Origin of the sequence: Shewanella saliphila (genome assembly GCF_014648295.1) — a bacterium.
In the GTDB taxonomy this organism is placed as follows: domain Bacteria; phylum Pseudomonadota; class Gammaproteobacteria; order Enterobacterales; family Shewanellaceae; genus Shewanella; species Shewanella saliphila.
This window is the reverse complement of the sequence record NZ_BMQV01000027.1, coordinates 14,472-33,647: the sequence shown is the minus strand read 5'-3', so window position 1 is coordinate 33,647 and position 19,176 is coordinate 14,472. Positions and strand designations below refer to the sequence as shown.

Sequence of the window (19,176 nt, the reverse complement as noted above, 5' to 3'; positions counted from 1 at the left end):
AACAAATGAATACAAGATCGAGCTCCTCCTTTAACAAACCGCGGTAATTTAGGAGTGATATCAATAATTTTACTGATACTTGAACTGTGATAATTTACAATGTAGACCAACATGACTCATTTATTCACAGGACGATTAAACTATGGCAATTTTGGTAACCGGTGGCGCTGGCTATATTGGTACGCACACTGTAGTGGAGCTACTAAATGCTGGACAGGAAGTGGTCATCGTAGACAATTTATCAAATTCAAGTGTTGAAGCGTTAGCACGTGTTCATACGATTACCGGTAAAGATGTGACTTTTTATCAAGGTGACATTCTCAATAAAGCGCTACTGCAAAAAGTTTTTGCCGATCACAGTATCGAATCGGTTATTCATTTCGCGGGCTTAAAAGCCGTTGGCGAATCTGTTGCAAAACCCCTTAAATATTACGAAAATAACGTCACTGGTACCATTATTTTGTGCCAGGTGATGGCTGAGCATAAGGTTAAAAACCTGGTATTTAGCTCATCGGCAACGGTTTATGGCGACCCAGCTAGCTTACCCATAAAAGAAGACTTTCCTACTGGCGCGACTAATCCATACGGCCAGTCAAAATTAATGGTTGAGCATATTTTAGCGGACTTATATCAGTCAGATAACAGCTGGAACATTGCCCGTTTACGTTATTTCAACCCGGTTGGTGCCCACGAAAGTGGCTTAATTGGTGAAGACCCAAATGATATTCCAAACAACTTAATGCCGTTTATTGCCCAGGTTGCTGTGGGTAAACGCGATAAATTAAGCGTATTTGGCGATGACTACAACACGCCTGACGGCACCGGCGTACGTGATTATATTCACGTGGTTGATTTAGCTGTGGGCCATTTACAAGCACTTAAAAAGTTACAAACCAAACCCGGCTTAGTGACTTATAACCTAGGTACTGGCATTGGTTACAGTGTGTTAGACATGGTAAAAGCATTTGAAAAAGCCTGTGGAAAAACCATTGCGTATCAAATCAGCCCTCGTCGCCCAGGTGATATTGCCGCCTGTTATGCCGACCCAAGCTTTGCCGCTGCACAATTAGACTGGCGTGCCACCCATAGCGTTGAAGATATGGCGAGCAGCAGCTGGAAATGGCAATCAAATAACCCTGATGGGTATAAATTGCCAAGCGCTTAACAATTTTTTGCTGCAGCTAATGCTAATATTCGCTGCAGCAACTAATACAGTTATTGGAATAGAAATGACCCAAGGTATTAACCAAAGTCGCCGCAATCTCTTTAGCCGCCGCAAAACCAATGTTATTCGCCCGCCGTGGAGCAAGCCAGAACGAGCATTTACTGATAATTGTACCCGTTGCGATAAATGCATGAACGTGTGTGAAACTCAAATTATTAAGCGTGGTGAAGGTGGTTTTCCTGAAATTGACTTCAGCAACGACGAGTGCACCTTTTGCAAACAATGCGTTGAGGTGTGCCCAGAGCCAGTTTTTGATACCACGTTGGCACAACCATGGACTAATGTTGCCAGCATAAAAGACAACTGCTTAACCGCTAAAGGTGTTTGGTGCCAAAGTTGTAAAGATGCCTGTGAGCCACGCGCAATTAGTTTTAGTATGGCCGTGGGCCAAGTTCCAAAACCCGTGATTGATATCGATGCTTGTACTGGCTGCGGCGCGTGTGTATCACCTTGTCCGGCTGATGCCATTACGTTGACGCCAACAGAGTAAGTCGTCAGTTAACAAAACCCACAGTTTGTCGTTTTGTTATGCTTATTTTAACGCTATATTAGCACCCCTATTTAGCCATATACCCAAGGGCACTAAGATGTTTGGTCAAAAAAAGCCGGTAAATCCGTTGAGCTTTATCGCTCAAGAATGTCACTTAACTGGAAAACTTATTTTCAGTGGGGATGTATTGATTGCTGGCCATGTTAGTGGCGATATTCAAGCACAAGGCAATGTCACCATTGAACCTAGCGGCACGGTTGAAGGCGATATCTTATGCCGCGAATTAATGATTGCGGGGCAATCGTCAGGTGAAGCACGCTGCAAAAAAATCACCTTACATGAACAAGGTATTTTTGAAGGCGATGCCTATTGTGAACACATTGAAATTTTAGATGGTGGCCAATTTTTAGGTTATCGCCATCGCGATCCGCTCTCAACCACTGAGACCAATACTGACGTTAATACAGCTGAGAACGCTTAAGTTATACATGGGTAAAGTCTGATATTAAGCATTGGTTTTATTGGCATTAAAGCGCTGACAGGTGTCATTAATGTTCAGCCAGCTGACTTGCTCATTGGTGTAGATATGATAAGTCGGTTGCACTAGGTTCGGCTTATCGAGCGAAGCAATCGACAGAGTACAATATTGTGGATAATCCACATGTCGATAGGTCATTGTGGTACCACATTGCTGACAAAAGCCGCGGCGAATATGAGCAGACGAAGCAAACTCAGTCACCCGCCCTTGCAACCATGTCACCTGCTCAGAGTTAAAATCCATCCAACTCATTACAATCGCACCAGTACTTTTTCGGCATTGGTTACAATGACAATGGTCAGCATCAAATGGCATGTCAGTCGTCTGGTAGCGTATTGCTCCGCATAAACAACCACCTTGTAACATAGTCATAAACCACCTCGCACTTTATTGGATCGGCTAGCGATATTACTCAGCAGTAACACTGGCTTGTTGTTGCCATTGGCGTAACAGGTTAACAAACTCTTTGGGGTCGCGATCGACACTGTCCGTTGATAAATATAAGTGATAACCCAGTTGTTCATTTAAGGTTTGGCAGCGGTGACCAAACATAGCAAGTACACCTCGATAACGATCGCCATTAACGATTAACGGCGTATATTCAGTGCCTAAATAGCCCTCTAGGCTTTGTAAATCTTCATCTTGAGTGGCTGCCGTCATTAATAGCGGCCGTTGCTCAGTTAACAAACCGGTCGCTAAACGCGGTGAAATGCAGTCTAAAATCGGATTGATTTGTTTAAGTTTAACGCCGATATAGGGTAGCTCAATTAACTGTAGATTTTGGTTTACTCTTACATTATCAAGGCGTTGAATATTATCCCACTGAATAAACACCTGGCCGCGACGATGGAAAAAGGCCATGCCTTCTGCCGTTAATTTAAAACTCACGGCAGGCTGATACACTTTGGCGACACCTAAAATTAAACCTACTGAACCCAGTGCAAAAAACATCATACCGAGTGCAAACAAGCTACCAAAGGCAATAAAAATAACCAAGCTGATAAGCATGCTTAGCGCACCAAGCAAGGTTAAAGTAATGCCGTTGCGTTTAGAAAAAGGACTGATCGATAACTCATCGGTCATTTAGATTGTCTCCCCAGTGTGCTGCTTTAAGCCTTTAATATTCAGCCATATCATGCCGACATATTCATGAATAGAGCGCTGTGATGCATGTAATTGCTCAGCATCAAGACGCCACCAAAAGCCCTTGTGAGCAATAAAATTGGTTGGCGCAGGCTGTGGCTGCATGCCTAATTGAGTAAAAATACTCATGGCACGTGGCATATGGGTGGCAGAGGTCACCAATGTAAAAGGTTGCTGGCCGATTAATTGCTGTAATGCGTATGCTTCTTCGATAGTGTCTTTTGGCTGGTCAAACTTAATGATATTGGCTGGGTTAACCCCAAGCTCAACCGCCGCGTTAGCCATTATACTGGCATGGGGTGTCGGTTGTTGGCCGCCACTGTAACCACTTACCACTAAGGTGCAACCTTGTCCCAAACTCAGTTGCCGGATCCCTTCACTTAAGCGCGCTAATGCTGTGGCAGATAACTGCTGTACAGCTGTTAACCCAGGCTTTTCAAGATTCCCAGAGCCTAATACCATCACCACACAGGATCCAGTTTTTAACTGATTATTAGGTGAATAACGAGATTCTAGTGAGTCGGTTAACCAATAACTGACTTGCGACTGACTGCACAACAGCAGCACAGCTATGGCGAGTGATAAACTGGCTTTGCCGAACTTCAGCAGCAATTGACGCTGGCTGCGCCACAATAACGCAGCAACCAACAATAACAACACAGTTAATGGAATGGGCATCACCAATTGCGACAAGACTTTTTTTAACCAAAACATCAATCATTCACTCAATTTTTATTCAGTCAGTAATAACAACTCTAATTTTGACGCTAGTGTAACTTAGTCAACACAAAACAAAAACGGCACTATTGAGTGCCGTTTGTGTATATGCCAACTTAATGCAGAACAAGGGATGATTACTTTTCGTCTTTGCCCCACAGCCACGCTGCGCCGCGAACACCAGATGATGCTCCAAATTTATTTTTCACAACCTGGGTCTCACACTCACGGCCCACCACATATTTAGGTAACACTTTAGGTAACTCAGTATAAATCGCATCAATGTTTGACACGCCGCCACCTAATACAATCATGTCTGGGTCCATCATGTTAATCACATGCGCTAACGAACGTGCTAAACGGTCAATGTAGCGATCAAAAGCGGCAGTGGCTAATGGGTCGCCCTGCGCCATCATTTCAGCAATTTGAATCCCACTGGTGGCATCGCCACCCGCTTCGCGAAAATCACGCACAAAGCCCGTACCAGAAATAAAGGTTTCAATACAATCACGATTACCACAAAAACAGGTGGTAGAATTGAATTCATCTGGAGTCATCCACGGTAATGGGTTATGCCCCCATTCGCCGCCAATGCCATTGCCACCAGCATGCACCCGACCATTTATTGCAATACCTGCACCACAGCCAGTACCAATAATACCGCCAAAAACCACACCTTTACCGGCTGCAGCGCCGTCGACAGCTTCTGATACCGCAAAACAGTTTGCATCATTGGCCACGCGCACTTCACGGCTTAAAACATCACTTAAATCTTTATCTAACGGGTGACCGTTAATCCAGGTTGAGTTTGAGTTTTTAACCAAACCGGTAAAGGGTGATACCACACCTGGGATGCCAACACCCACTGAGCCAGTTTGTTTTGTTGCTGTTTCAGCATCTGTCACTAGGCTGACAATAGCGTCTACGGTGCCAGGATAATTTCTAGGAGTAGGGATACGCTTTCTGAATATTTCAGTGCCATCTTCGGCTAACGCCACTATTTCAATTTTGGTACCACCGAGATCGACGCCCATGCGCATCATAACTAGCCTCTCCATTATCAATGTAAAGTTATTTCCATATCAGCAAAGTGAGGTAACACCTAACTTTTTGCAAACCACGCCGGTGACGCAGCAATAAAATATGGATTTAAAATGTTTTCTTTTTGATTATATTCAAGTGGTTTCATGGCAGGATATGCCAACACAACGCCACCTGCACTTTCTAAAACAGCTTGCGCGGCTGCAGTGTCCCATTCGCTGGTTAAGCCAAGCCTTGGGTACACATCTACCTGTCCTTCGGCCACCATACAAAACTTTAATGAACTGCCGACACTGAGCATATTATGCTCGCCGACCTGTTCTAAATACTGAGCAACATCTGGGCTCACGTGCGAGCGACTGCCCACAACAATGGGCGGTGTTTGTATCTGGCGCTCGCTAATATCAAGCGAGGTGACCGTGCCATCTTGCTCAAGCCAGGCACCTTGACCGAGAATGCCGCTATAACACTTTTTCAACACTGGGGCGTAAACCACCCCCGCAACTGCTTTGCCTTGATGAATAAGCGCAATATTGACGGTAAACTCGCCGTTGCGTTTAATAAACTCTTTAGTGCCATCAAGTGGGTCAATTAACCAGTAGGTTTGCCATGTTTGTCTTTCGGCCCAACTAATATCAGCCGCTTCTTCACTCATCACTGCAATATCAGCAAAATGGCGCTTCAGCCCAGCAACAATCACATTGTGACTGACGATATCAGCCGCGGTAACCGGACTATCATCTTGCTTTACGTCAACCCCTAAATCGGATTGAGCATATACTTGCATAATGGCGTCGCCAGCCTCTTTGGCCAGCTCAACGATTTTTTGTAAATCTGCGGCTGTAAATGTAATGTTCGACAAATCAATTCCCTTAAAAATTTATAGCGGTCCGATACCATTAATAATCATTATGCCATCGTTCGCATCATAAATTGATATAATCATTTGTTCGTAGTTAAACCTAAACGCGCAAATTGGTCGTTAAAAACCTCACACCACAACAACAAATCGGTAACACTTTATCTTGTTGCTCGATACTAAGCTAAGCGTTGCGCTGCTCAAAGCAAACAGTGCATCTTTGCATTCGTATTCAATCCCACTTGCACAGTTTGCACCACGTAAACAAACCCAAGAAAACACTGGATTGACTGTATAATTAACACCACAAAAACTGGGGAACCATCGCGATAATCAAGGTTATTGAATAGTGTCGGTAAGTGTTTTGCCTGATACCAACTGCGCATCTTCATCAATGGTTTCACAGCCTGCACCTGTGGTGGATGAATCGCCGCATTGATAAACACGAACATAATCCACTAACATTGATTGAGGAAATACCTCAGGATCAATCCCTTTGTTGTGCACGTTTGCCGCCCAATCGCCACCCACAGCAAGATTTAGCAACAGATGAAAAGGCTGATTAAAAGGCGCATCATTGGGCGCGTTCACTGTTTCGCCCTTATCATCGACATATTGGCTATACCAGCCAGGTGAACGTTGCGTGGCAAAATGAACATCATCGACATACCAACGTATTTCATCCTGTTGCCATTCAACGGCGTAAACATGAAAGTCATCGGCAGGGTTAACACCATTCGCTAAGTGATATTCTTGACCTGTATAAACATTATTAGGCCATTGTTTGCCGTAATGTAGTGTGCCGTGTACGGCTGAAACCGGCGCGCTATCCTCAACAACCACTTTAAGATTTACCGCTTCCATAATGTCAATTTCGCCAGAACCTGCCCAGGGGCCATATACCCAATCGGTCGGCAGCATCCAAATAGCAGGCCAGGTACCTTGTCCTTGGGGCAATTTTGCGCGAATTTCAAAACGGCCGTATTTCCAATCGCCTTTGTTTTTTGACACTAATCTTGCCGAGGTATAATCCAAGGTTTTACTGGTGTCATTCACCTCATAGCTTGGATCAGAATCGTTAACGGCAGGGCCAGAAAAGCGCTCTTTAATCGCGGTAATGGTCAGTAAACCATCGGCAACTGAAGCATTTTTGGCTCTTGCGGTATAACACTGTGCTTCATTATTGCCGCCGCCATAACAGTCAACTGCAAAACTCCATTTGTTGGCATTCACTGCATTGCCGTCAAACTCATCTTGCCACACTATTTGCCAGCCAGAATTTACCAGGCTGGTTGCTGTTTGAGTTTGGCTTTCGGTATCGACTGAATGACAACCCGAGAGAATAAACGAAGCCAACGTAAAAACTGTTAAGCCCGGTAACAACGAGTTGTTGTTAGCAAAATGCGTCATTAGTTTACTCATGATATTGAATATTTAACAAGGCTTGAGCCAGACCGTACCAGTGTAGTTAGGGTCTGGCCAAGCTCTCAGCACAATTTACTTTTTACATTGAACCGTGTTTTCACCAGGCTGAGTATGGATCACCACATCACTGAAGCTCACATCAACTTTATCGCTGGTCGCGAGATAGAACGGCATAGTGATTTTGCCAAAGTCCATTGGCTCGCTAGCAAAACACGCCAATGACACACTAATATTCTGCCACTCACCTAACTTGCCATTCACTTGCTGAGCAATATCAACTTGCTTGCGACAATCACCTTCACAGGCCATGCCTAACCAAAGTGGCTTTTGCAGTGATGTAGTGGCTTTTATACTTAAGGTCAACGCTGAATCGCTATTGCTGTAGGCTCTAAAGTCACGTGGGAAGTTACTGATTAAGCCAACGACACCTTGCTCGCTACCATTAAAGGACACCAATCGAGCATCTTCTTGCACGACGCGATCCATAGTACGGATCGTTAACGCGCTGTTTTGTGCCACACTGCTCGACAATCCCTGACGCTCTGCGCTATTAGCAATGTACATTGACCACGGCGACTTAACTGCACGCTCAAATAACGGCAAGTCGACTAGTGTTTGCTCAGCAGCTAAATTGTCTTCAGATAAATTATCAAGCACCACGGCATCACTGGCATTGGACTGATAAGTTAACCCGTAACCAAATGGGATCAATGGCTGATATTGCGCTTTAACTTCAGTTGATTCTGTTGCTAAAGGCACGTTAACCCTTGTTTGCTGTGGCGTTGCTGGCCATGAGAACGATAACTTACCGCCAAAGTCATGTTTGACCTTACCGTCTGCATCAGTAAACAACACATCGGCAATGCCCTGGCCTTCAGAGCCTGGTAACCATGCGGCAACAAAGGCGTCCGATGCGTTAAATTCAGCATTCACCCACATTGGGCGGCCACTGATAAATACCGATACCACAGGAATGCCTTGTGCTTTAAGCTGCTTTAACAAGGCTAAATCGCGCTTGTCGCCACGTTGATATTCAAGGTTATCAATATCGCCATTGCCTTCGGCGTAAGGCTCTTCACCAAACACTACAATGGCGACATCTGGCTTTTGTTGTTCAGTAAACTCGCCATTAACACTTAGCATTGCTTGACCACCTGCCTGACTGACCGCTTGCTCAATACCTGAGTAAATAGATGTTGCGCCAGGGAAGTCGGCATTTTGGTTGTCGGTACCCTGCCAGGTAATAGTCCAGCCGCCCGACTGCTTACCAATATTGTCGGCTGCATCACCCGCTACCAAGACCGATAGCTTAGGTGAAAGCGGCAACACATTTTGATTATTTTTCAGCAATACCAAAGATTCACGCACCGCCTGACGGGCAACCTCACGATGACTTGCTTGGCCGATCAGCTCTGTCTTACCCGATAATGGGCGCTTAGCAGGGCTTGGCTTTTCAAACAAACCGGCTCTCAATTTAACCCGTAAAATACGTGATACTGCATCGTCTAATCGAGCCTGACTAATTTCGCCACTGTTAACTTGTGCCACCGTGTTTTCAAATAACGGTTTCCACGCAGCAGTTGGCACCATAAAGATATCTAGGCCCGCATTAGCCGCTTGAGCACACGACTCATTGCTACAACCCGGAATTTGTCCATGGCCATTCCAATCACCCACCACAAAACCGTCAAAGCCCATGCGATCTTTTAATACGTCGGTCAGTAAGTATTTATTGCCATGATTTTTTTCACCATGCCAGCTATTAAACGAGGCCATCACACTTTGTGCGCCTGCATTTAAGCCGCCAACATAACCTTGAGCATGCACATCGACTAACATTTTTTCAGTGGCAATATTGTCGCCCTGATCAATACCCTTTTCTGTGCCGCCATCACCTAAGAAATGCTTAACGGTCGACAGCACACGTTGATCCGATAAAAAGTCACCATTAACGGCACCTTGTAACCCTTCAACAATCGCAAATGAGTAATCTCTGACAATGGCGGGGTCTTCAGAATAGCCTTCATAACTGCGGCCCCAACGGTCATCCCTCACAACGGCTACTGTGGGTGCAAATACCCAATCAATACCAGTGACCATCACTTCTTTAGCGGTTATCGCTGCAATTTGTTCGATCAATTTTGGATTATTGGCCGCACCTAGACCAATATTGTGCGGAAATAGCGTGGCACCAATGACATTGTTGTGGCCATGTACAGCGTCAGTTCCCCACATTGTCGGGATATTAATGCCATCGACAGAGTCGTCAACTGAGGCTTGATATAGCGATTCAGCTAAGGCAATCCAATCCGCTGGCGTGGCATGTTTATCGTTATTAGGGTAAGCACCGCCGCCATTGAGATACGAGCCAAAACCGTACTTGCGCATATCTTCAACGGTGATATCGCGAATTTCAGGCTGGATCATCTGCGCCACTTTTTGCTCTACCGTCATCTTGCTCACCAGCGCGGTAATTTTGGCTTCGAGCTCAGCATCTTTGGCAATGGCAGGTGTTAATGCCGGCCATAAATCAATGGTGTTTTTTGCGCTAGTTTCTACTGTAGCCGCTTGTGGTGTAACCGTGTTAGTAGGAGCGGCTTGTTGCGCTTCGCCGCAACCACCCAGACCCAATAAAACCGCAAAACTTAAGTAGCTTACCGTCGTGAGCTTGGTTGATTTACGCTCAGTTTTTACAGAAATAATAGTCATGTGATGTCCTTATCCTTGTTGCTTAACGTTAGCGGTAGGGCGCGCAGCATGGCAACCGACTAAACCGTAATAACCAATAAAACCGTAACATAGTAGCGGCACGATAAACGCTAATTGAATACCTAAACTGTCTGCCAAAATGCCTTGCAGTAACGGTAAAACCGCGCCGCCGACAATGGCTAAACATAAAATACCTGAGCCCTGGCTGGTATGCTGTTTTAAATCTTGTAACGCCAAGCTGAAGATGGTCGGAAACATAATAGAGTTACATAATCCCACTAACAATAATGCCCACATGGCGACCGTGCCAGCACTAAACATCGCCGCCACAATTAATACACAAGCACACAGAGCATTAAAAGCTAACACTTTGCCAGCTTGAATTTTTTGCATCACACCTGCACCAATAAAGCGCCCTACCATGGCACCGCCAAAGTAATAAGCGATGTAATGCGCAGCCTGGGATTCTGATAAACCACCAATGTCATCTTGAGTTAAAAAGCTAATCAAAAAGCTGCCAATGCCCACTTCGGCGCCAACATAGACAAAAATACCTACAGCGCCCAATACGAGGTGAGGATATTGCCATGCACTGCCTTTGGCCGTTTTTTGGCTAGTCACCACCTTCTTGCCCAATAGGGGCAGCTTTAACAGCATAAAAATGACCGCAAGAGCTAATAAAGACGCTGCCAAAATCAAATACGGTGTTTGCACCGCACTGGCTTGTTGTTGTACCGATAATTGGCCAATGACCTCACCGACTTCAGTAAGTTTTTCATCGTGTTCAACTGTCGATAAAATTAACCAACTGCCAAAGAAAGGCGCCACCGTAGTGCCTAAGGAATTAAACGCTTGGGTTAAGGTTAAACGAGATGATGCGGTTTCAGCAGGGCCTAGCACACTCACATATGGATTGGCTGAAACTTGTAAAATGGTAATGCCCGATGCTAAAACAAAAAAGGCAAACAAGAACATATTGTATGAGCCATAACTGGCTGAAGGATAGAATAATAAACACCCAACACAGGCAATCACTAACCCCGTGATAATCCCTTTTTGGTAACCAATTTTACCCACAAGCGAACCTGCTGGGATCGACACAATAAAGTAAGCACCAAAGAAACAAAACTGCACTAACATTGCTTGAGCATAGTTAAGCTCAAACATGTTTTTTAAGTAAGGAATTAAAATATCGTTGAGGCAAGTTAAAAAGCCCCACATAAAAAACAACGAGGTTAACGCGACTAATGCAAAGCGAAAATCCCCTTGTTGGTGAGTAGAGTCAACATGAGTTAACTCTGGTTGGTTGTGTGAAGTCGCCATGACATCCCCTGATTTATAAGTCGTTATATTGGGTTAGTTACTACTCGAGCTAAACATGACCATAAATCGTTCACTCAGCATAAACGCGTGTAAACGATATCCCCTACTGGCCTGTTGTGATTAATTCGCTAAATCAAATATTGACCTTTGTATCATTAATCACTAATCTCAATGTAAGCGCTTTCATTTTTAACATATCGATAACTGATGTCAACGATTTTTAGATGTTCAAACAGAATTTTTCATCTAACAGGTGAGTGGCACAATAGCGTAATCATCGGTGTTTCAGCGCAATAAATTGCCAAAAAAAGACTCAAACTTAATCAATACTAAGTGAAAATTAATATGAAAATAATGTTACCAGCCAATTCGAAAATGCAGTCAAAAGCGTTCACATACGGTGTTGCAACCGCATCATTTCAAATCGAAGGCGCAGCTGATTCACGTTTAGCGTGCATTTGGGACACTTTTTGCGCCACACCAGGCAAAGTACGTGACGGTTCTAACGGCGACCAAGCTTGCGAACACGTAAAACTATGGCGTGAAGATATTGATTTAATTGAATCATTGGGTGTAGATGCATACCGTTTATCGATTTCTTGGCCTCGCGTGTTACACAAAGATGGCAGCTTAAACACTCAAGGCGTACAGTTTTATACTGACTTATTAGACGAGCTAAATCGTCGCGGCATTAAACCGTTTGTCACCTTATATCACTGGGATTTACCACAACACATTGAAGACAATGGCGGCTGGTTAAACCGTGAAACAGCTTACTTATTTGCTGACTATACCGACAAAGTCACCCAAGCCTTTGGCGACCGGGTATACTCTTATGCCACATTTAACGAGCCTTTTTGCAGCTCGTATCTAGGTTATGAAATTGGCGTACATGCACCTGGTTTGGCTAAAAAATCTTATGGTCGTCAATCAGCGCATCATTTATTGTTAGCCCATGGTTTAGCCATGAAAGTATTGCAAAAAAACAGCCCAAACACTGAAAACGGCATCGTGCTTAACTTTACCCCTTGTTACAGTGCCACCGACTCAGCCGAAGATGTACAAGCCGCCAGTAAAGCTGACCAGTATTTTAATCAGTGGTACATTAAGCCGCTGTTTGATCGCTGCTACCCTGAGATTATTAACGACTTTGCACCAGAGGATATGCCGGTTATTGAAGCAGGCGACTTTGATATTATTGCCCAACCCATCGACTTTTTAGGCATCAACTTTTATACCCGTGCTGTGTACAAAGCAGATGCAGTCACAGGCTTTAGCCAAATTGATATGGTTGATAATCCTAAAACCGATATTGGTTGGGAGATTTACCCGCAATCATTCACTGATTTATTGACCTCATTACATGCACTTTATCCGTTACCGCCGATGTACATCACCGAAAATGGTGCCGCTATGGACGATAAATTGATTGACGGTAAAGTGGATGATCAAGACAGACTCGCTTATTATGATGCCCACTTAAATGCTGTGAATAACGCCATAGAACAAGGCGTTAATATTGTGGGTTACTTTGCCTGGAGCCTAATGGATAACTTTGAATGGGCTGAAGGGTATTTAAAACGCTTTGGTATTGTCTATGTTGATTATGACACCCAAAAGCGTACGCTTAAGTCTAGCGCTTATGCCTACAAAGACTTATTAGCTAACAGAAAATAACTCTACAGTTAAGCCGTTCCTAATGAGCGGCTTTATTGTATTTAACGCATCAAATTAAAAAAATATAACAACAATTATTGAGGCACGTATGATCAGTATTAAAGAGAAAATGGCCTACGGGCTTGGTGACACAGCCAGTAACATTGTGTTCCAAACGGTGATGCTTTTTTTAACCTTTTTCTATACCGACATTTTCGGTATTTCACCTGCATTTGTCGGCACCATGTTTTTAGCCGTGCGTTTAATTGATGCGGTAACCGATCCATTAATGGGCGCACTGGCCGATAGAACCAATACCCGCTGGGGTAAATTCAGACCTTACTTGTTATGGTTTGCCCTGCCCTTTGGCTGTATCAGTGTGTTGGCATTTACCACACCCGATTTAACCGAAGACGGTAAAATGATTTATGCCTTTGTGACTTACACAGCCTTGATGATGGTCTATACCGCTATTAACATTCCTTACTGTGCTTTGGGCGGCGTATTAACCGCTGATCCTAAAGAGCGGGTATCAGTGCAGTCATACCGTTTTGTATTCGCCATGTTAGGTGGTTTGCTGGTGTCAGGACTGACATTACCTTTAGTCGAGTTTTTAGGTCAGGGTGATGAGGCAAAAGGTTATCAACTAACGATTACCGCAATGAGCATTTTAGGCGTGGCGATGTTTTTAGTGTGTTTTTGGGGCACCAAAGAGCGCCTTCACCCGCCAGTCGATCAGCAATCAAGTTTTAAGAAAGACTTTGGCGACATGCTTAAAAATGATCAATGGCGGGTACTTTCTGTTGCTTCGGTGTGTTTATTATCTGGCATGGTACTGCGCACTAGCTTAGCCATTTACTATGTTAAGTATTACCTCAACATGCCAGACTCCATCACCCTGTTTATCACCCTGGGGATGGTCGGTAATATCTTTGGTTGTATTTTGGCTGAACCGCTGGCTAAACGCGTCTGTAAAGTGAAAGCCTATATTAGCCTGCAAATCCTTGCCGCAACATTATGTGTACTCAGTTACTTTGTACCAAGCGATCAAGTTATATTGGCGTTCTTTATGTTTATTGCTTGGGGCTTTACCTTCAATATGGCAACGCCGTTGTTATGGGCAAAAATGGCCGATGTGGTCGATTATGGCCAATACAAAAATGGCGTACGAATCACAGGGATGATCTATTCATCAGTGATATTCTTTATTAAGTTAGGGGTTGCCATTGGTGGCGCGGCTGCAGGTTGGTTGTTAGCTGGCTATGGTTATCAAGCCGATACCGCACAAACAGAAGCCACCCAGCAAGGTATATTATTGTCCTTTACCATTTACCCTGCCATAGGCTCTATTTTGGTGGCGTTTGTCATGCGCTGGTATGTACTGGACAACCAAAAAGTGGATGAAATTCACTTAGAATTAAATAGAGATGCAAAATAAAAGCATGCTAGTCTTGCAAATCAATGTTCCAAGGCTAACTTGAATTAATTAACAAGAAAAGGCGATATGGCAACGATTTATGATGTATCAGTAATGGCGGGTGTGTCTCTGGCTACGGTGTCTAGAGTGATGAACAACAACACCAAAGTCAGTGATAGAACCAAGCAAAAAGTATTGGATGCGATGCAAACCTTAGGGTATCGCCCCAATACGATTGCTCAGTCTTTAGCGTCTAATCGTTCTAATAGCGTTGGCGTGTTGGTGTCGCAACTTGATGGTCCGTTTTACGGTCCAATGATGACCGAAATCGAAACGGCGCTGCGAAGCGCCAATAAACACGTGATTATTGCCGCGGGCCACAGTGATGAAGCCCAAGAAAAAGACAGTGTCGAATTTTTAATGAGTCGTGGTTGTGATGCGTTGATTTTGGATGTTGAAGCCGTGTCTGATGATTATTTAATTGAGCTCAGCAAAGGCCCAACACCAATAGTCTTTATTAACCGCTATATTGAATCCATTAAAGACCGCTGTGTTTACCTTGAAAATGAACTCGGTGGCTTTATGGCTACCGATTACATTTTGTCGCTTGGACATACCCATGTTGCTTATATTTCAGGGCCACTGTTTAAACTGGATGTAAGAGATCGTTTAAAAGGCCATAAACGCGCCTTAGCACAATATAATGTCCCATTTGACGAATCACTTTATTACGAGAGTGATTTTAAAGAGGCTGGCGGCAGCGACGCAATGGAACATTTGTTGTCATTAAACAAACCCATCACCGCTGTGGTATGTGCTAATGACCAAATGGCCTCTGGAGCAATTGCGGTGTGCTTAGAACATGGCTTAAATGTACCCGATGACATTTCATTTATTGGTTACGATAACATCCCTTTCCCGCAGTATATTTCCCCTAAATTATCCACGGTAAGTAACCCTATTCATGAGATGGGTAAAATGGCGGCTCGCTGGGTGTTACAGCAGGTTTACAATGACCAAGACATTGCAGTTGACAGTTCGTTTAAACCAGAGTTATTTATCCGCACTTCGGCAAAAAAAGTCGACTAAATCGATTGGCATTGCGTTATACCTTATCCCCTAAAAAACCAGCATCCGCTGGTTTTTTACTTTTATAATCATCGGTTTCACTTGAACACTGATATTTGCCATGAACTATGCGACATTACATTGGCATTTATCATTTAAACCTGAGCCGAAGCTGTAACAACTTCGGCAACAAAAAGAAAGCGCTTACATTCATTTGCACTTACCTCCCTAACAATAAAATCTAATAAAAACAATAGCAAAGTTTAAGGTGCGACTTTCCCCTAGCACGATCGGTTAATGAAATGTAATAATTTAAACTTGTTTTTGTTGACTGTTATCACATTTTACACTAGTTTTATGTAAGCGCTTACATTAGCTGTTTTATAAGGCAATGATTATAAATAATGAATAACGCGCGGATGGAGAATTACAAAAACGATTTGCGCCCTACTCGCAATATTGAAAGAAATAAAATCTAGTCAATGGGGATTTCCTAGATGAAAACGACAAAATTTACAAAAACTAAGCTCGCGACCAGTTTATCGCTAGTGCTTGGTGTTGGCAGTATGTTACCTGCCTATGCTGCAGATGAGACCAGCGAAGAAAACATTGAAGTGATTTCGGTGACTGGCATCCGTGGTAGTTTGATTAAATCAATGGATGTTAAGCGTTCATCAAGTGGAGTCGTCGACTCTATTTCTGCTGAAGATATTGGTAAATTTCCAGACACAAACTTAGCTGAATCATTACAACGTATTACCGGTGTATCGATTGACCGCTCTAACGGCGAAGGCAGTAAAGTCTCGGTACGTGGTTTTGGTCCAGACTACAACTTGATCACCCTCAATGGTCGTCAAATGCCAGTCACAACTGGCACTCGCTCATTTGACTTTGCTAACATCGCCTCTGAAAGTATCAGCGGTGTTGAAGTCAATAAAACCAGTAAAGCATCAGACTCTACCGGTGGTATCGGTTCAACCATTAACATTTTGACTCACAAGCCATTAAGCTCTCCAGGCCTTAAAGCGACTGTGGGTGTTAAAGCGGTTGATGACAAATCAACCGATAACGGTTCGGTAACCCCAGAGCTGTCTGGCTTATATTCAAATACCTTTGCTGATGACACCTTTGGTATTTCATTGTCTGCAAGCTACCAAGAGCGTGAAAGTGGTAACCAACAAGCTCAAGTCGGTACAGGTTGGCGCACATTCCCAGGTACCACAGACAACAGTGAATGGGGCGGCGTAGCCAATGATGACAGCCAAATCAATCGCCCAGGTGATGAAGACTTTTACTCGGTACCACAAACCACAGTGTATCGTTTTGAAGAGCAACAACGTACCCGTACTAACGGCCAGTTAGTATTGCAGTACAGCCCTGTAGACAGTGTCGTGGCAAGCTTAGACTACACTTACATGCGCAACGACATCGACACCCAATCAAATGACGTATCAGCATGGTTTAACTTTGTTCCATCTGAAAACGTATGGTCTGACGGCCCGTATGCAACGCCACTTATTTATTCAGAAACCTACGATTCACCCGCTGACTTATCAATGGCGGCAGGTGATTATGGCGTGCGTAACGAAAGTGGTTCATTAGGTTTCAACATCGAGTGGCAAGCTACCGATGACTTAAAACTGACTTTTGATGCGCACAACTCAGTGGCTGAAAACAAACCCAACAACCTTTACGGTTCAAGCAACAATTTAAGTACAGCAGCCTTTATCCGTACCAGCGCAGCAACCGACTTTAGCGGCGACTTACCCGTGCTTGCAGTGGGTGGCGGTAACGCTGTAACCGCGGCAGATATGATGGTAACCGGTTCTGTATTTACCAACTCACGCAACAAGTCTGAAATCGACCAGTATCAATTTGACGGTGAATACTACCTTGAAGATGCGGGTAGCATTGATTTTGGTATTGCGATAACTAACGTCAATAACCACTCTCAAACCGTTAACGTGCAACGTAACGACTGGGGCGGTGTAGGCTCAGCAGGTGATTTAGATGATGCTTGGTTCCCAGCTGACACCATCCATGACAAATTTGATGCCAACGGCGGTGACTTCTCTCTTGCTGATGGCGACTTTGACATCCTAAACACCATTTTCATGTGGGACTTTGACTCTGTGCGTGATTACGCAGCGGCTAATTACAGCTCTTCAGTGAGTGGTGATTGTGGTAATGGTTTCTGCCCATCAACTAACTATGCGTCTGAAACCGACCGTTACACTGAAGAAAAATCGCAAGCGGTTTATGTACAGTACAACTACGACAATGAAATTGCAGGTATGCCATTTGATGTGCATTTCGGGCTTCGTTATGAACAAACCGATGTAACCTCAACTGCGGCAGTTGCCGGTTACGATGGCGCAGATTGGATTGCTGAAACTGAGATTGCGTTATCGGCAACCGGTGAGCAAGTCTTTGAAACGAAAAAAGGTGATTATGACTACTTATTACCAAGCTTTAATTTCAATATTGAAGTGGTAGAAGATGTCATTTTACGTGCTGCATACAGCGAAACCATTGGTCGTCCAGATTATACCGCAATTCAAGGTGGTACCGTCTTAAGCACATTGGCTAACCGTACTAATGGTGGTGGTTCTGCGGGTAACCCAACGTTATTGCCACTAGAGTCTGAAAACATCGACTTCTCGGCAGAATGGTATTACGCGCCATCAAGCTATGTGTCAGTCGGTTATTTCCGTAAAGACACTAAAAACTTTATTAGCTCTGAAATTGTCCAAACCACTAACGGCATTTATAACCCTGCATCGGGTGATTTATATAAAGCCGCAGTAGCAGCAACAGGCACCACTGAAGCCGGTGCAGTACGTGACTATATTTTCGCAAACTATGCCGATAACGCAGCGGTAGATGCTGATAACCAAATCATTAGCGGCAGTGCAGATAACAACGATGAATTATTGAACTTCAATATTTCTACACCTTCAAATAGCGCTGATAGTGCAGTTATTGATGGTTGGGAATTTGCAGCGCAGCACTTCTTCGGCGAAAGCGGAGTGGGTGTTATTGCAAACTACACCTTGGTTGACAGCGATCTGGCCTTAGTCGGTATTAGTGATACCGCTAACGCGGTATTAGTGTACGAAAATTATGGTTTCCAGGCTCGTGTGGCTTACAACTGGCGTGATGAGTTCTTAAGCGCAACAAGCCAAGGCACTGGTTTATTCCCACAGTATACTGAAGCATACTCGCAAATCGATTTGTCAGTAAGTTACGACATTGAGCAAGTGGAAGGCTTAACTGTGTTTTTTGAAGGTCTTAACATTACCGAAGAATACACACGAGTTCGTGGATACACAGACGATCAAGTGTTAAACCTAACCGAAACGGGCGCACGCTACAGTATTGGTGCACGTTATACTTTCTAAGTGATAACCCACTTGATGTTATCCCGTCTGACCCCAGTTTGAACGGGATACATCAAGGCTTTATTTAGGTCGTTGGGGTGAGCAAACTTTGTCACCTCTTTTATTGCAAGATATTAAGTAACAAGGACGTTACTATTTTTTTAGGGATAACTCGCTTACCCTAT

15 protein-coding genes are annotated in these 19,176 nt (G+C 44.1%); 7 read left to right on the top strand and 8 right to left on the bottom strand.

Annotation, left to right across the window (positions count from 1 at the left end; all coding sequences use genetic code 11):
- Positions 1 to 142: 142 nt before the first annotated feature.
- The 3 genes from galE (at position 143) to IEY48_RS13050 (ending at position 2,196) form a co-directional block, all read left to right on the top strand.
- On the top strand, positions 143 to 1,165 hold the full coding sequence (galE, locus tag IEY48_RS13060; protein WP_188920991.1) for a UDP-glucose 4-epimerase GalE: 1,023 nt from the start codon (positions 143 to 145) through the stop codon (positions 1,163 to 1,165).
- 64 nt (positions 1,166 to 1,229) lie between these two features.
- A complete protein-coding gene (napF, locus tag IEY48_RS13055; RefSeq protein WP_188920989.1) occupies positions 1,230 to 1,715 on the top strand; it encodes a ferredoxin-type protein NapF in 486 nt (161 codons plus the stop codon).
- 97 nt (positions 1,716 to 1,812) lie between these two features.
- On the top strand, positions 1,813 to 2,196 hold the full coding sequence (locus IEY48_RS13050) for a bactofilin family protein (protein ID WP_188920987.1): 384 nt from the start codon (positions 1,813 to 1,815) through the stop codon (positions 2,194 to 2,196).
- A gap of 24 nt (positions 2,197 to 2,220) precedes the next feature.
- Here IEY48_RS13050 and IEY48_RS13045 read toward each other — a convergent pair whose 3' ends face one another.
- The 8 genes from IEY48_RS13045 to fucP form a co-directional block, all read right to left on the bottom strand.
- Positions 2,221 to 2,625 carry a GFA family protein gene (locus IEY48_RS13045; RefSeq protein WP_188920985.1) on the bottom strand — a complete coding sequence of 135 codons (405 nt, stop codon included), beginning with the start codon at positions 2,623 to 2,625 and terminating at the stop codon, positions 2,221 to 2,223.
- Positions 2,626 to 2,661: 36 nt separating this feature from the next.
- Complete coding sequence (locus IEY48_RS13040) at positions 2,662 to 3,336, bottom strand: DUF2982 domain-containing protein (RefSeq protein ID WP_188920983.1); 675 nt, start codon at positions 3,334 to 3,336, stop codon at positions 2,662 to 2,664.
- Positions 3,337 to 4,110, bottom strand: coding sequence for a YdcF family protein (locus IEY48_RS13035; RefSeq protein WP_188920981.1), 774 nt, complete (start codon positions 4,108 to 4,110; stop codon positions 3,337 to 3,339).
- A gap of 140 nt (positions 4,111 to 4,250) precedes the next feature.
- Positions 4,251 to 5,156 (bottom strand): fructokinase, encoded by a 906-nt coding sequence (mak, locus tag IEY48_RS13030; RefSeq protein WP_188920979.1) that lies wholly within the window; start codon positions 5,154 to 5,156, stop codon positions 4,251 to 4,253.
- Between the two features lie 59 nt (positions 5,157 to 5,215).
- On the bottom strand, positions 5,216 to 6,016 hold the full coding sequence (gene cysQ / locus IEY48_RS13025) for a 3'(2'),5'-bisphosphate nucleotidase CysQ (RefSeq protein WP_188920977.1): 801 nt from the start codon (positions 6,014 to 6,016) through the stop codon (positions 5,216 to 5,218).
- Between the two features lie 336 nt (positions 6,017 to 6,352).
- Complete coding sequence (locus IEY48_RS13020) at positions 6,353 to 7,423, bottom strand: glycoside hydrolase family 16 protein (RefSeq protein WP_188920975.1); 1,071 nt, start codon at positions 7,421 to 7,423, stop codon at positions 6,353 to 6,355.
- Positions 7,424 to 7,510: 87 nt separating this feature from the next.
- Positions 7,511 to 10,147 carry a glycoside hydrolase family 3 protein gene (locus IEY48_RS13015; RefSeq protein ID WP_188920973.1) on the bottom strand — a complete coding sequence of 879 codons (2,637 nt, stop codon included), beginning with the start codon at positions 10,145 to 10,147 and terminating at the stop codon, positions 7,511 to 7,513.
- Between the two features lie 9 nt (positions 10,148 to 10,156).
- Positions 10,157 to 11,470 carry an L-fucose:H+ symporter permease gene (fucP, locus tag IEY48_RS13010; RefSeq protein WP_188920971.1) on the bottom strand — a complete coding sequence of 438 codons (1,314 nt, stop codon included), beginning with the start codon at positions 11,468 to 11,470 and terminating at the stop codon, positions 10,157 to 10,159.
- Between the two features lie 345 nt (positions 11,471 to 11,815).
- Between fucP and IEY48_RS13005 the strand changes: the two genes are divergently transcribed.
- The 4 genes from IEY48_RS13005 (at position 11,816) to IEY48_RS12990 (ending at position 19,012) form a co-directional block, all read left to right on the top strand.
- Positions 11,816 to 13,147, top strand: a complete 1,332-nt coding sequence (locus tag IEY48_RS13005) for a GH1 family beta-glucosidase (RefSeq protein ID WP_188920969.1) — start codon at positions 11,816 to 11,818, stop codon at positions 13,145 to 13,147.
- Between the two features lie 88 nt (positions 13,148 to 13,235).
- On the top strand, positions 13,236 to 14,564 hold the full coding sequence (locus IEY48_RS13000; RefSeq protein ID WP_188920967.1) for a glycoside-pentoside-hexuronide (GPH):cation symporter: 1,329 nt from the start codon (positions 13,236 to 13,238) through the stop codon (positions 14,562 to 14,564).
- A 66-nt stretch (positions 14,565 to 14,630) separates the two neighbouring features.
- Entirely contained in the window at positions 14,631 to 15,632 is a 1,002-nt protein-coding gene (locus tag IEY48_RS12995; protein ID WP_188920965.1) for a LacI family DNA-binding transcriptional regulator, read from the top strand.
- 476 nt (positions 15,633 to 16,108) lie between these two features.
- The gene (locus tag IEY48_RS12990; protein ID WP_188920963.1) at positions 16,109 to 19,012 is read left to right on the top strand and encodes a TonB-dependent receptor; all 2,904 of its coding nucleotides are present in this window, start codon (positions 16,109 to 16,111) and stop codon (positions 19,010 to 19,012) included.
- Positions 19,013 to 19,176 lie beyond the last annotated feature (164 nt).